This is a genomic window from Bradyrhizobium sp. (genome assembly GCF_036009065.1).
Classification (GTDB): Bacteria; Pseudomonadota; Alphaproteobacteria; order Rhizobiales; family Xanthobacteraceae; genus Bradyrhizobium.
The window spans coordinates 1-14024 of sequence record NZ_DASYMN010000141.1; the positions used below are offsets into that span (position 1 = coordinate 1).

The following is a 14024-nucleotide window of genomic DNA, read 5'->3' on the forward strand; positions in this document are numbered from 1 at the left end:
TCGGTCAAGAAGACCGGCCGCGCGGTGACGGTGGAGGAAGGCTGGCAGCAATCGGGCGTCGGGGCAGAAATCGCGGCGCGCATCATGGAGCACGCCTTCGATTATCTGGATGCGCCGGTGGCGCGGGTGTCGGGCAAGGACGTGCCGATGCCCTATGCCGCCAATCTGGAAAAGCTGGCATTGCCCTCGGTGGCCGAGGTGGTCGAAGCCGCCAAAGCCGTTTGCTACAGGTAGGCCATGGCCGGTCCGAAAGAGCAGCCGTTGCCCCCGGACGTCATCGGCCGCGAGGATGCCACCGAAGTGTTGCGCGCATTTGTCGTCGATGACGGGCTTTCGATCGCGTTCATGCGCGCGTTCGACGAGCCGGATATGTGGGGCCTGCTTCTGGTCGATATCGCGCGCCATGCCGCGCGCGCCTATGCGCGCGAAAGCGATTATACCGAGGACGAGGCGCTGACGCGCATCATCACAATGTTCGATGCCGAAATCGCGCGGCCAACCGACACGGGCAATACCACGCCGCGGTCGCAACAAGGTCACTGACAATGCCGATCAACATCCTCATGCCCGCGCTGTCGCCGACGATGGAAAAGGGCAACCTCGCCAAATGGCTCAAGAAAGAGGGCGACAAGGTCAAGTCCGGCGACGTGATCGCGGAGATCGAGACCGACAAGGCGACCATGGAGGTCGAGGCGGTCGACGAGGGCACCATTGCGAAGATCGTGGTGCCCGAGGGCACGCAGGACGTCCCGGTCAACGACGTGATCGCGGTGCTGGCCGGCGACGGCGAGGATGTGAAGGCAGCGGGTGTAGCGCCTCAGCAGGCCAAGGCCGAAGCGAAAGCGGAGGCAAAACCTGAAACCAAACCCGAGGCGCCGAAGGAGAAGCCGGTAGCTGCGCCGGCCGAGAAGGCGCCGGCACCGGCCGCTGCGGCGCCTTCGCCCGCTCTGGCGAAGGAGGCCGCTCCGCAAACCAACGGTCAGGCCCGCATCTTTTCTTCGCCGCTCGCTCGCCGCCTCGCCAAGGAAGCCAATATCGAACTGGCGCGCATCAACGGTTCCGGCCCGCACGGCCGTGTCATCGCGCGCGATGTCGAAGAAGCCAAATCAGGCAAGGCGCTGAAGGCTCCGGCTGCCGCACCCGCCGCGGGCGCGCCGAGCATCGCGCCGTCGATGTCGGACAAGCAGATCCTCGGACTTTACGAGGAAGGTTCCTACGAACTCATCCCGCATGACGGCATGCGGCGGACCATCGCGCAGCGGCTCACCGCCGCGACGCAGTCGATGCCGACCTTCTACCTCACCATCGATTGCGACATCGGCAAGCTCACCGCCGCGCGCGAAGAGATCAACGCCGCGGCGCCAAAGGACAAGGACAAGAAGCCGCTCTACAAGCTCTCCATCAACGACTTCGTCATCAAGGCGATGGCGCTGGCGCTGCAACGCATCCCCGAGGCCAACGTCAGCTGGTCGGAGGCTGCGATGCTCAAGCACAAGCATTCCGACATCGGCGTCGCGGTCGCGCTGCCGTTCGGCCTGATTACGCCGATCATTCGCAAGGCCGAGACCAAGTCGCTGTCGGCGATCTCGAACGAGATGAAGGATCTCGCCGCGCGCGCCAGGGCCAAAAAGCTGAAGCCGAACGAATACCAGGGCGGCACGTCGTCGGTGTCCAATCTCGGCATGTACGGCATCAAGGACTTTACCGCGGTGATCAATCCGCCGCAGTCGTCGATCCTCGCGGTCGGCACCGGGGAGCAGCGCGCAGTGGTGCGGGGCGGGCAGATCGTGCCGGCGACCATCATGAGCGTGACGCTGTCCTGCGATCACCGCGCCGTCGACGGCGCGCTCGGCGCCCAGCTGATCGGTGCGTTCAAGATGCTGATCGAAAATCCGGTGATGATGGTGGTTTGAGATGCCTCTGGTACGGGTTTCGTTGCGCCGGGGAAAATCCGACGACTACAAACGCGCGATCGGCGACGGCGTCTATCAGGCTTTGCGGGAAACATTCATGGTACCCGACGAGGATCGCTTCGTTACTGTGTCCGAACACTCCGAAAGCGAATTCCAGTTCAGCAAGACCTATATGGATATTGCGCGGACCGACGATCTCGTCATCCTCCAGATCACTGTGAGCAATACGCGTACCGTCGAACAGAAAAAAGCGTTGTTCGCACGGATCGTCGAACTGCTTTCGCAAAAGCCCGGCCTGCGCAAGGAAGATGTATTTATCAACCTGCTCGAGGTTGTGAAGGAAAACTGGTCGTTCGGCAACGGCGTTGCCCAATATGCGTGAGGCAAAGTAAACCATGGCCGACACCTCCTTCGACGTCATCATCATCGGTGCCGGCCCCGGCGGCTATGTCACCGCAATCCGCGCGGCGCAGCTCGGCTTCAAGACTGCGGTGGTCGAGAAGGCGTATTTCGGCGGCATCTGCAACAACTGGGGATGCATTCCGACCAAGGCGCTGCTGCGCTCGGCGGAGGTCTATCACCTGATGCAGCACGCCAAGGATTTTGGCCTGTCGGCGGAAAAAATCTCGTTCGATCTGCAAGCGGTGGTGCAGCGCTCGCGCGGCGTCGTGAAGCGCTTGAACGATGGCGTCGGCTATCTGTTCAAGAAGAACAAGATCACGGTGATCTGGGGCGAGGCGACGCTGGAAGCGCCGGGCAAACTGACCGTGAAGAAATCCTCCGTCGAGGCGCCGAAGGGCGCGCTGGGCGAGGGCGCCTATCAGGCCAAGCATATCATCGTCGCCACCGGCGCGCGGCCGCGGGTGCTGCCGGGGCTGGAGCCCGACAAGAAGCTGGTCTGGACCTATTTCGAGGCGATGGTGCCGGACAAGATGCCGAAGTCGCTGCTGGTGGTCGGCTCCGGCGCCATCGGCATCGAATTCGCGTCGTTCTTCCGCACCATGGGCGCGGAGGTGACCGTGGTCGAGGTGTTGCCGCAGATCCTCCCCGTGGAGGATGCCGAAATCTCGAAATTCGCGCACAAGGCTTTTGAGAAGCAGGGCATCAAGATCCTGACCAACACCAAGGTGACAAAACTGGAGAAGAAGAGCGACAGCGTGGTCGCGACCCTCGATGACGGCAAGGGCAAGACCCAGACCGTCGAGGTGGATCGGGTGATCTCCGCGGTCGGCGTGGTCGGCAACATTGAAAATCTCGGACTGGAAAAGCTCGGCGTCAAAACCGACCGCGGCGTCATCGTCATCGACGGCTTCTGCAAGACCAACGTGCCCGGCATCTATGCCATCGGCGACGTCGCCGGGCCGCCGATGCTGGCGCACAAGGCCGAGCATGAGGGCATCGTTTGCGTCGAAGCCATCAAGGGCATCCATCCGCATCCGATGGACAAGAACCTCATTCCCGGCTGCACCTATTGCCATCCGCAGGTGGCTTCGGTCGGCCTGACCGAAGCGAAAGCCAAGGAAGGTGGCCGCGACATCCGCGTCGGCCGCTTCCCGTTCGTCGGCAACGGCAAGGCGATCGCGCTCGGCGAGGATCAGGGCCTGGTCAAGGTGATCTTCGACAAGAAGACCGGGCAACTGCTCGGCGCGCATATGGTGGGCGCCGAGGTCACCGAATTGATTCAGGGCTATGTCGTCGCGATGAACCTCGAAACCACCGAGGAAGAACTGATGCACACCATCTTCCCGCATCCGACCCTGTCGGAGATGATGAAGGAAGCGGTGCTCGATGCTTACGGCCGCGTGCTGAATATGTAGGCCCTGGTGTCCCGGGCGCGATGCAGCGTAGGGCTCTTGCGAAGCGCTGCTTCGCAGAACCGGGACCCCGGTTCTTCGAGCAGCGTAGCAGTGTAGGGCGCAATAAGCGAAGCGCATTGCGCCGTCGAATGGCGCAATGCGCTGCGCTTATCGCGCCCTACTGACTGCGCTGCGTCCGGGGCACGCGGTTGTAATTGCTGGCGAAAAAATTTTTCGCATTCCTTATCCCCGTCCCCTAAACCTCGCTTATCCTGCTCGCGTCCTGTTCGGTGAAGGGGCCGCTTTCTAGAAGCGGTCCTTCGGCGGACAGAGCGAGAGCTGGCCGGACCGGGGCGCCCCGGAACGGTCGATGGCCTGGTTGGTGGAGCGCCGGGAGGCGCTGCGCCTAGCCTTGGGCGCGCGCGGTGCCTTGCCGCGCGAGGTGGGTACGTTAATCCCGCCTCTAAGGGTGCCCGCTGGTGCCCTGGCGCCTCCCGCCGCTCCACCCCCTCGCTTGGGATCGCGAGGGACTGGCAAACCTCGGACGCATTGCGCCGCGAGAACGCAGAGCCTTGGCTGTTTGAAATTTGAATTTGGAAATTGCAGCATCGTTTCCCGGGCGCGATGCAGCGCTCTTCGCGCTGCTTCGCAGAACCGGGACCCCGGTTGCAATTGAGAAAAGCTGGACCCCGGCTCTGCAGCGCACCGCTTCGCGAAGAGCTACGCGCTGCGCTGCGTCCGGGGAACGCAGCAACATGTTCTGAGCCAGTGATGATGAGCTCGTGTCGCGGGCGCGATGCGGCATTCTTCATGCTGCTTCGCAGAACCGGGACCCCGGTTCGAGATAAAGCCGGACCCCGGCTCTGCAGCGCACCGCTTCGCGAAGAGCTACGCGCTGCGCTGCGTCCAGGGAACGCAGCACCACAAGCCCCACACTCGGTGCAGCGTACAGCTCGTGAAGGGCGCACCCTTCCGCGGTACGCGCGAATCATGGTTGCCCGCCTGCAACGAATGTTGCGTGGACGCAACAGTCGTGAACATTTGGCGGACAAGTCGGCCGGCTCTTGCATGCGCCGCTATTTAGCCACACCCCTCCGTGCAATCATTGCTTCGTAGGCTGATGGCCACGGCGCTCGCGAAGGCGAAGGGAGTTTTCCCGGGACCAAAAGGAGATGGCTGGGGGAAACGGGTTCGCGATGGACGCCAAGACCAATACCGATAAGACCAAACTCAAATCGAGACTTCCGAGCCGCCATGTGACGGAAGGCCCCTCGCGGGCTCCGCATCGCTCGTATCTCTATGCCATGGGTCTGACCACCCAGCAGATACACCAGCCGTTCGTCGGCGTGGCGTCGTGCTGGAACGAGGCCGCGCCCTGCAATATTTCGCTGATGCGTCAGGCCCAGGCGGTCAAGAAGGGCGTCGCCTCCGCCGGGGGCACGCCGCGCGAATTCTGCACCATCACCGTCACCGACGGCATCGCCATGGGCCATGACGGCATGCGCTCGTCGCTGCCGTCGCGCGAATGCATCGCCGATTCGGTCGAGTTGACCATGCGCGGCCATGCCTATGACGCGCTGGTTGGGCTAGCCGGCTGCGACAAGTCGCTGCCGGGCATGATGATGGCGATGGTTCGCCTCAACGTGCCCTCGATCTTCATCTACGGCGGTTCCATCCTGCCCGGTAACTTCCGCGGCCAGCAGGTCACGGTGCAGGATATGTTCGAGGCGGTCGGCAAGCACTCGGTTGGTGCGATGTCCGATGAGGATTTGGACGAAATCGAGCGGGTGGCATGCCCTTCCGCCGGCGCTTGCGGCGCACAATTCACCGCCAACACCATGGCGACGGTATCGGAGGCCATTGGCCTTGCCTTGCCTTACTCGGCCGGCGCGCCCGCGCCTTACGAGATCCGCGATGCGTTCTGCACGACCGCGGGCGAGAAGGTGATGGAATTGATTGCCGCCAATATCCGCCCCCGCGACATCGTGACCCGCAAGTCGCTGGAGAACGCCGCGGCGGTGGTAGCCGCGTCCGGCGGTTCAACCAACGCCGGGCTGCACCTGCCGGCGATCGCCCATGAATGCGGTATCAAATTCGACCTGTTCGACGTCGCGGAAATCTTCAAAAAGACACCATATGTCGCGGATTTGAAGCCGGGCGGTCGTTATGTCGCCAAAGACATGTTTGAAGTTGGCGGCATACCACTTCTGATGAAGACATTGCTCGACCATGGATACCTTCACGGCGACTGTCTGACCGTTACCGGCCGGACCATTGCGGAAAATCTCAAGGGCGTGAAATGGAACCCGCATCAGGACGTGGTGCGGAGTGCCGACAAGCCGATCACCGTCACCGGTGGCGTGGTCGGCCTGAAGGGAAACCTCGCGCCGGAGGGCGCGATCGTCAAGGTCGCCGGAATGTCGAATTTGAAATTCACAGGACCCGCCCGCTGCTTCGACCGCGAAGAGGATGCCTTCGAGTCGGTGCAGAACAAGACCTACAAGGAGGGCGAGGTCATCGTGATCCGCTATGAGGGGCCCAAGGGCGGTCCCGGCATGCGCGAAATGCTCTCGACCACGGCGGCGCTGACCGGGCAGGGCATGGGCGGCAAGATCGCTTTGATCACCGACGGCCGGTTTTCCGGGGCCACGCGCGGCTTCTGCATCGGCCATGTCGGGCCGGAAGCCGCCATCGGCGGCCCGATCGCGCTGCTGCGCGATGGCGACATCATCGAAATCGACGCCGAGGTCGGCACCCTTAACGTAAAATTGACCGACGCGGAGCTCGCCGAACGTAAAACCAAATGGAGGGCTCGCGAGACAGACCATACGTCCGGCGCGCTGTGGAAGTATGCCCAGCAGGTCGGACCCGCGGTGGATGGTGCCGTTACCCATCCAGGTGGGGCGCGCGAGAAACAGTGTTATGCGGATATTTGAGGGGTTCATTTTTGCGTTGATTTTGGCCGCCACGCCGGTGGCGCTGCCGGCGTTTGCGTTCGAAGGCACCCCTGTCGGTCCTCAGGATACCGCTATCCCGGTGGTCTCCGCCCAGCCCGGGGCCGCGACTGCCCTGAAGAAGGCCGTGCCGCCGAGCACCGCGCCCGCCTCGCTGACGTCCCTGCAATATGCCGCCGAGGGCGGCCACCCCGTGGCGCAGTGGAAACTGGGGCGAATGTATGCCGAGGGTGACGGCGTCACCCAGGACTCCTTGCGTGCCTTCGAATATTTCAGCCGGATCGCCAACGCCCATGCCGAGGACAGCCCGTCGGCCCCGCAGGCGGCCATCGTCGCCAATGCCTTTGTGGCGCTCGGCCGGTATTACCTGAACGGCATTCCGAATACCAAGATCAAGGTCGACGCCGACCGGGCGCGGGAGATGTTCTCTTACGCCGCGTCGTATTTCGGCAATGCCGACGCGCAATACGACTTGGCCCGGCTGTACCTCAACGGCATCGGCACGCCCCGCGATTCCCGCTACGGCGCGCGCTGGCTCGGACTTGCCGCCCAGAAGGGCCAGCATCAGGCGCAGGCTACGCTCGGCCAGATGCTGTTCAATGGCGATCAGCTGCCGCGGCAGGCCGCGCGCGGCCTGATGTGGCTGACATTGGCGCGCGACAGCGCCGCGCCGGACGAGGCCTGGATCAAGGAAAGCTACAACAAGGCGATCGCGAAAGCGTCCGAGGACGACCGCGCGATGGCGTTGCAGATGCTCGAGCACTGGGTGCAGGGCCGCAAGGACTGAGGTATTGCCGAAAAACGCTCTCCGTGTCCCGGACGCGGTGCGGCATTCTTCATGCCGCTCCGCAGAGCCGGGACCGTATCAAGCACCGGCATTCGTTACGGCCCCGGCTCTGCAGCGCACCGCTTCGCAAGAGCTACGCGCTGCGCTGCGTCCGGGGCACGCAGACGGTTACGCCGCCTCCAGATCCAGGTCGATCCACATCGGAACGTGATCGGACGGTTTTTCCCAGGCGCGGACGTATTTATCGATTCCGACGTTGATAAGCCGGTCGCTGGCCTGCGGCGACAGTAGCATATGGTCGATCCGGATGCCCCAATTCTTCTGCCAGGCGCCGGCCTGGTAGTCCCAGAACGTATATTGGCCGGGCTCGTCCGAGACCGCACGCAGCGCATCGGTCAATCCCAGTCCAAGCAGCGCCTGAAAACTCTCGCGGGTCTGCGGCTTGAACAGCGCGTCGTTGACCCAGGCGGCCGGATTGTGGACATCCGGCGCTGCTGGAATGACGTTGAAATCGCCGGCGAGAACCAGCGGTTCCTCGGTCTTCAGCCGCTCCCTTGAATACTCAAGAAGTCGCGACATCCATTTGAGCTTATACGGATATTTATCCGTCCCGACTGGGTTGCCATTGGGCAGATAGAGACAGGCGACCCGCACCACGCCGGACTTCAGCGACACGACGCCCTCGAGGAATCGGGCGTGGATGTCCTCCTCGTCGCCGCCAAGCCGCGGGATGGCTTCTTGGAGCGGGTATTTTGACAGCAGCGCCACGCCGTTAAAGGTTTTCTGGCCATGGGTGACGACGTTGTAGCCGAGCTGCTCGATAGCCTCGCGCGGAAACGCCTCATCGACGCATTTGATCTCTTGCAGGCAGACGATGTCGGGCGCGCAGTCACGCAGCCAGGTCAGCAGATGTTCGAGCCGCTGGCGGATCGAGTTGACGTTCCAGGTGGCTATCCGCATGGCGTCGTCCGGTAACAACGATGTTAAATTTTCATCTCTGGCATACCATGATCCATGGCGCTGTGATAAGCCGTTAGAATAGGGCGCAAAAGTCGCCGTCAAGGGTTGGAAAAACCGGGCCGTCCCGATCCCTTGTGGAGCGGTTGACGTGAGATGTTATGAACAGACGTAATCTGATTGTTTGCGGAGCTGTGCTGCTTGTTGGCGCGTTGGCTGTCGCCTTCCTGACCCGCTCGTCGTGGATGGGCACCGGCGCCAGCGCACAAGGGCCGCAGCGGCCGCGCGTGGTTTCGGTTGAACTGGCCAGGGCCGAGCGCAAGCCGGTGCCGGTCGACGTCGATTCGATCGGGACGGTGACGCCGATCTCGAGCGCGGCGCTCAAGTCCCGCGTGGAAACCACCATTCTCTCCGTCCACTTTGAAGACGGCGCCAAGGTCAACCAAGGCGATCTGCTGTTCACGCTCGACTCCCGCCAGATCGACGCCCAGATCGAGCAGGCCGAGGGAATGCTGGCGAAGGATCAGGCCCAGCTTGAGGGAGCGCAGCGCGATCTGAAGCGTTACAGCGACCTGATCGGCAAGGGCGCCACCACCCAGGTCAACGTCGACAACGCCAAAACCCAGGCCGATATCCTCATCGGCACCATCAAGGCCGATCAGGCGGCACTGGACAATCTGAAGGTCCAGAAGAGCTACACCAGCATCCGCGCGCCATTCTCGGGACGGATCAGCGCCGCCAACGTGAAAATCGGGAATTTCGTCCGCCCGGCCGATACCGCGCCGCTGGCGGTGATCAATCAGATGGCGCCGGTCTACGTGACCTTCGCCATTCCACAGCGCGTGCTGGTCGATCTGCGCGAGGCCATGGCGACGGGATCGTCCAGGGTGATCGCGACCATCCCAGGCCACCAGAAGTCGGAAGACGGCAAGGTCGCCATGGTCGAAAACTCCGTGGATTCCGCCACCGGCATGGTCACGGTGCGTGGCGTCATGGACAACGCCAGCGAAACGCTGTGGCCGGGAATTCTGGTCGCGACCAAGCTGACCATTCGCACGGAAAATGCCGTGGTGCTGCCCACGGTCGCGGTGCAGCGCAGCCAGAGCGGCAACTACGTGTTCGTTGTCAAAGATGGCGTAGCGAAAGTTCAGCCGGTGAAGGTCGACCGCACCTTCCAGGGTCAGTCGGTGGTCACCGAAGGGCTTTCCGGCGGCGAAGACGTCGTGGTGGACGGCCAGTTGCTGCTGTCCGATGGCACGCGGGTCGAGCCCCGGCAGCGCAAGGCGGGAGCCTGAGCGATGACGCTCTCGGAACTTTGTATCCGCAGGCCGGTGATGACCACCCTGATCACGGCCTCGATCATCGCTTTCGGCGTGTTCGCCTTCCGGCTGCTGCCGGTGTCGGCGCTGCCAAGGGTTGATTTTCCAACCATCGCCGTGACCGCGACCCTGCCGGGCGCCAGCGCGGACACCATGGCGGCCTCCGTCGCCGGCATCATCGAGCGCCAATTGTCGACCATCGCCGGCATCTCGTCGATGTCGTCGAGTTCGTCGCAGGGCACGACGCAAATCACCATCCAGTTCGATCTCAACCGCAATATCGACGCCGCCGCGCTCGACGTGCAGACCGCGCTTACCATCGCGCAGCGCCGGCTGCCGATCGAGATGACGACTCCGCCGAGCTTCCGCAAAGTCAATCCGGCGGATTTTCCGGTGCTGTTCGTTGCGCTGGGATCGGCGACGCTGCCATTGTCCGCCGTCAACGAATATGGCGATATCACCATCGGGCAAGCGCTGTCGCAGATCCCCGGCGTGGCGCAGGCCATCATCTATGGCGCGCAGAAATTCGCGATCCGCGTGCAGGCCGATCCGGAAGCCGCCGCGGCGCGGGGCCTGTCGCTCGAGGATATCAGAGCCGCCGTCTCGCGCGCCAATTCGTCGACCCCGGTAGGGACGCTGAACGGGCCGAAACAGGATGTCGCGCTTCAGGCCTCCGGGCAAATGGACAAGGCGGCAGACTACAGCCGGGTCGTGGTGGCGTGGCGGAATGGCTCGCCCGTCAAGCTCGACGAGGTCGCCAAGATCTATGACAGCGTCGAAAACGACAAGATCGCGACCTGGCTGAATGACGAGCGCGCCATTGTGGTCGCGATTCAGAAACAGCCGGACGCCAATACGGTTGCCGTCGTCGATGCGGTGCGGGCCAAACTCCCCGCATTACGGGCACAAATACCGCCCTCCGTGACGATGAACGTGATGCTGGACCGCTCGGTCTCGGTCCGCCAGGCGGTGGCCGACGTTGAGGAAACCCTGGGAATCGCCGTCTGTCTGGTGATCCTGGTGATCTTCCTGTTCCTGCGCTCGGCCTCGGCCACCTTCATTCCCGCGCTTGCCGTGCCGATCTCGCTGCTCGGGACCTGCGCGGTCATGTACATGCTGGATTACTCCATCAACAACATGACGCTGCTGGCGCTGACATTGTCGGTCGGTTTCGTGGTCGACGACGCCATCGTCATGCTGGAAAACATCGTCCGCCATATTGAGCACGGCATGAAGCCGTATGAGGCGGCGCTCAAGGGCGCGCGCGAGATCGGCTTTACCATCATCTCGATCACCTTCTCGCTGATCGCCGTGTTTATTCCGGTGCTGCTGATGGGCGGCATCGTCGGCCGCGTGTTCCGCGAATTCGCGGTGACGATCTCGGTCGCGATCGTGGTGTCCGGTTTCGTGTCGCTGACGCTGACGCCGATGCTGTGCGCGCGCTTGTTGAAGGCGCACGATCCCGAAAAGAAAGAAAATTTCATCCTTCGCTGGTTCGAACGGATGTTCGCCGCGTGGCTGCGGGCCTATGAATGGGCGCTGGATTGGGTGCTGGCGAAGAAGGCACTGATGCTGATCGTCACCCTCGCCACGCTCGGCGGAACGATCGCTCTGTACATGGCAGTCCCGAAAGGTTTCTTCCCCCAGGAGGACACGGGTTTTCTGATCGGCGTCACTGAAGCCGCCACCGATACCTCGTTCGAGGCGATGACAATCCGCCAGAAGGCGCTGGTCGATGTGCTGAAATCCGATCCGGCGGTGGACTACATCAACAGCACGGTGGGGTCGGGCGGTCCCAATCCGACCGCGAATTACGGCCGCCTGTTTATCGGGCTGAAGCCGCACAAAGAGCGTGATGGCGCGGCCAAGGTGATCGGCCGCCTGCGGCAGAAGGCGACCCAGATTCCGGGCATGCAGGCCTTCTTCCAGAGCATCCAGAACCTCAACATCGGCGGGCGGATCTCGAAGAGCCAGTATCAGTACGTTCTGCAGAGCGGCGATACCGAGTCGCTCTATCGGCTGGCGCCGGAGATGCGCGAGAAGATCGCGAAGGTGCCGGGATTGGTAGACGTCACCACCGATCTCTACATCAAAAACCCGCAGATGACCGTCGATATCGACCGCGAAAAGGCCGCGGTCTACGGCATCACCGTCGATCAGGTGCGCAACCAGCTCTACAACGCCTTCGGCGCGCGTCAGGTCGGCACCATCTACATGCCGACCAACGATTATCAGATCATCCTGGAGGCGCAGCCCCGGTTCCGCGTCGATCCGTCGGATCTGTCAAAACTGTACCTGAAGACGGCCAACAACCAGACCATTCCGCTCGATGCGGTAGCGAAACTGGTGCCGTCCGTGGGTCCGCTGCAGATCAACCACCAGGGTCAGCAGCCGGCGGTGACGATCTCGTTCAACCTGCAGCCGGGCTATTCGCTGGGCTATGCGGTCGATCAGATCACGGCGCTCGAACAGGCATCCAATCTGCCGGTGACCATCGCTACGGGTTTCTCCGGTACCGCGCAGGTGTTCCAGGATTCATTGCGCGGGCAGGGCGTGCTGATCCTGGCGGCGGTATTCGCGGCGTTCGTGATCCTCGGGATTCTCTACGAAAGCTTCATTCATCCGATCACCATCATTTCCGGCCTGCCGTCGGCGGGCATCGGTGCGATCCTGACCTTGATGGCGTTCAACATGGAGATGTCGGTGATCGCGATGATCGGCATCGTGATGCTGGTCGGCATCGTCAAGAAAAACGCCATCATGATGGTGGATTTTGCGCTGGAGCGCCGCCGCGTCGGCTTGAGCGCCGAACACGCCATTCGCGAGGCGGCGTTGCTGCGGTTCAGGCCGATCATGATGACCACGTTTGCGGCGATCTTCGGCACGCTGCCGATCGCCATGGGCGCCGGAGCGGGAGCGGAGTTGCGCCAGCCGCTCGGCGTCGCCGTGGTCGGCGGCCTCTGCCTGTCGCAGCTGCTGACGCTGTTCATCACGCCGGTGATCTACATCTATCTCGACCGCATCGATCGCCGCCTGAAGCGCCGCCTCGAACCGCAATTCGACGAGGCCGAGGCAGCCGAGCGGCCGCGCGTGGTCGCGGCGGAGTGATGGCGCCCGGCTCGACCATGCGGGTTCTTCTCAAGCACGCCGCGATTGTTGCCGCCGTGACGCTGAGCATCGTCGCGGCGAACCGCGCCTGCGCGGACGAGCCCATCGAGATATTCGACGCCCATTTGCACTACAACTGGGAGCCGAAGCCCTATTACCAACCGGACGAGGTGCTGGCGCTGTTCAAAAAGCACCGCGTGACGGGCATTCTTGCGACCAGCCGTCCCAATACCGGCACCCACGCGCTGATGGATGCCAAAGCGGAAGGCCTGTGGGTCGTTCCCTTCATCCGGCCGTACCGCATCCGCGCCGACATCGGCAGCTGGTTCAACGACCCCGTCATCTTCGATCTGGTAAGGGACGAATTCAAACGCGGCTACTATCGCGGCATCGGCGAATTTCATCTGTCGGGGAAGGCTGCCGACACCGAGATGGTGAAAAAGACCGTCGACTTCGCGGTAGCCAACAATCTCTATCTGCACGCCCACGCCGATGACGAAGCCGTCGAAATCTTGATGCGGCACAATCCCCGGGCACGGATCATCTGGGCGCATACCGGCTTCGGCCTTGCCAGCGATCGCGTCGCGGCGATGCTCACCAAATATCCGAAATTGTGGGGCGAATTGTCTTATCGCAGCGGCATCGTCGACGGGGCGGGGAAGCTAACCCCGGAGTGGCGCGCCCTGTTCGAGCGATATCCGGATCGATTCCTGCTCGGCTCCGACACTTGGGTCCCTGAACGCTGGGCCAGCTACGGCGAGATCATGGCCGGCTATCGCGCCTGGCTGGCGCAACTGCCTCCGGCGGCGGCAAAGCAGATTGCACATGGAAATGCGCGGGCGCTGTTTGCGGACGGACAATAGGCTGGGGCCAATTTCTCGGCCCACGAAAGATTACGGTATTATGATAAGGACTAGGAGCTTGGTCCGTGTTCCGGAAGATAAAACTCTTCGAGCGATGCCGTAATCGCCGGGTCTGTCCTAAAGGGGTATACCTTATGTGCGTCCGCCTTGTTCTATACACCTGTCCATTGTAGACCGACAGTGAGGCGCTAGAGCACGCTGTTTTTATACGGAAACATATCCAGAGTTTTTAAAGTAGTTGAGGCACTCCTCCTTGGAGAAGAGATCGAGGAGTTTGCCGACCTTTCGCCACGTTGCCTCGATGTCGCGAGGCTCAGCGGCGCGCAT

The 14024-nt window shown here is 62.6% G+C and carries 11 protein-coding genes; 10 read left to right on the forward strand and 1 reads right to left on the reverse strand.

Translation table 11 applies throughout. The annotated features are described in order from the left end of the window. The 7 genes from VGP39_RS08390 to VGP39_RS08420 form a co-directional block, all read left to right on the forward strand. Positions 1–234, forward strand: a 234-nt coding sequence (locus VGP39_RS08390) for a transketolase C-terminal domain-containing protein (protein WP_327567640.1), incomplete at its 5' end; no start/stop codon positions are given. A 3-nt stretch (positions 235–237) separates the two neighbouring features. Next, a complete protein-coding gene (locus tag VGP39_RS08395; protein ID WP_327567641.1) occupies positions 238–543 on the forward strand; it encodes a DUF5076 domain-containing protein in 306 nt (101 codons plus the stop codon). Positions 544–545: 2 nt separating this feature from the next. Further along, on the forward strand, positions 546–1913 hold the full coding sequence (locus VGP39_RS08400; protein WP_327567642.1) for a pyruvate dehydrogenase complex dihydrolipoamide acetyltransferase: 1368 nt from the start codon (positions 546–548) through the stop codon (positions 1911–1913). A gap of 1 nt (position 1914) precedes the next feature. Next, positions 1915–2295: a tautomerase family protein gene (locus VGP39_RS08405; RefSeq protein ID WP_327567643.1), complete on the forward strand. Its 381-nt coding sequence runs from the start codon at positions 1915–1917 to the stop codon at positions 2293–2295. A gap of 13 nt (positions 2296–2308) precedes the next feature. Continuing rightward, positions 2309–3730, forward strand: a complete 1422-nt coding sequence (lpdA, locus tag VGP39_RS08410; protein ID WP_327567644.1) for a dihydrolipoyl dehydrogenase — start codon at positions 2309–2311, stop codon at positions 3728–3730. A 1175-nt stretch (positions 3731–4905) separates the two neighbouring features. Then, positions 4906–6645 carry a dihydroxy-acid dehydratase gene (gene ilvD, locus VGP39_RS08415; protein ID WP_327567650.1) on the forward strand — a complete coding sequence of 580 codons (1740 nt, stop codon included), beginning with the start codon at positions 4906–4908 and terminating at the stop codon, positions 6643–6645. Continuing rightward, on the forward strand, positions 6632–7450 hold the full coding sequence (locus VGP39_RS08420) for a sel1 repeat family protein (RefSeq protein ID WP_327567645.1): 819 nt from the start codon (positions 6632–6634) through the stop codon (positions 7448–7450). Before ilvD ends, VGP39_RS08420 begins: the two co-directional genes overlap by 14 nt. 168 nt (positions 7451–7618) lie before the next feature. Here VGP39_RS08420 and xth read toward each other — a convergent pair whose 3' ends face one another. Next, positions 7619–8410: an exodeoxyribonuclease III gene (gene xth, locus VGP39_RS08425; protein ID WP_327567646.1), complete on the reverse strand. Its 792-nt coding sequence runs from the start codon at positions 8408–8410 to the stop codon at positions 7619–7621. A gap of 158 nt (positions 8411–8568) precedes the next feature. Here xth and VGP39_RS08430 point away from each other — a divergent pair, with 158 nt between their 5' ends. From VGP39_RS08430 to VGP39_RS08440, 3 genes are read left to right on the forward strand one after another with little or no spacing between them, the layout of a single operon-like run. Next, positions 8569–9702, forward strand: coding sequence for an efflux RND transporter periplasmic adaptor subunit (locus VGP39_RS08430; protein ID WP_327567647.1), 1134 nt, complete (start codon positions 8569–8571; stop codon positions 9700–9702). Between the two features lie 3 nt (positions 9703–9705). Further along, positions 9706–12834, forward strand: a complete 3129-nt coding sequence (locus VGP39_RS08435) for an efflux RND transporter permease subunit (RefSeq protein WP_327567648.1) — start codon at positions 9706–9708, stop codon at positions 12832–12834. Between the two features lie 17 nt (positions 12835–12851). After that, positions 12852–13697 carry an amidohydrolase family protein gene (locus VGP39_RS08440; protein ID WP_327567649.1) on the forward strand — a complete coding sequence of 282 codons (846 nt, stop codon included), beginning with the start codon at positions 12852–12854 and terminating at the stop codon, positions 13695–13697. The last annotated feature ends 327 nt before the right edge of the window (positions 13698–14024 follow it).

Excerpts from the sequence above, each read along its gene's own strand:
- VGP39_RS08420 (WP_327567645.1), top strand. The coding sequence starts at position 6,632 with ATGCGGATATTTGAGGGGTTCATTTTTGCGTTGATTTTGGCCGCCACG.
- lpdA (WP_327567644.1), top strand. The coding sequence starts at position 2,309 with ATGGCCGACACCTCCTTCGACGTCATCATCATCGGTGCCGGCCCCGGC.
- ilvD (WP_327567650.1), top strand. The coding sequence starts at position 4,906 with ATGGACGCCAAGACCAATACCGATAAGACCAAACTCAAATCGAGACTT.
- VGP39_RS08440 (WP_327567649.1), top strand. The coding sequence starts at position 12,852 with ATGCGGGTTCTTCTCAAGCACGCCGCGATTGTTGCCGCCGTGACGCTG.
- VGP39_RS08430 (WP_327567647.1), top strand. The coding sequence starts at position 8,569 with ATGAACAGACGTAATCTGATTGTTTGCGGAGCTGTGCTGCTTGTTGGC.
- VGP39_RS08400 (WP_327567642.1), top strand. The coding sequence starts at position 546 with ATGCCGATCAACATCCTCATGCCCGCGCTGTCGCCGACGATGGAAAAG.
- VGP39_RS08405 (WP_327567643.1), top strand. The coding sequence starts at position 1,915 with ATGCCTCTGGTACGGGTTTCGTTGCGCCGGGGAAAATCCGACGACTAC.
- xth (WP_327567646.1), bottom strand. The coding sequence starts at position 8,410 with ATGCGGATAGCCACCTGGAACGTCAACTCGATCCGCCAGCGGCTCGAA.
- VGP39_RS08435 (WP_327567648.1), top strand. The coding sequence starts at position 9,706 with ATGACGCTCTCGGAACTTTGTATCCGCAGGCCGGTGATGACCACCCTG.
- VGP39_RS08395 (WP_327567641.1), top strand. The coding sequence starts at position 238 with ATGGCCGGTCCGAAAGAGCAGCCGTTGCCCCCGGACGTCATCGGCCGC.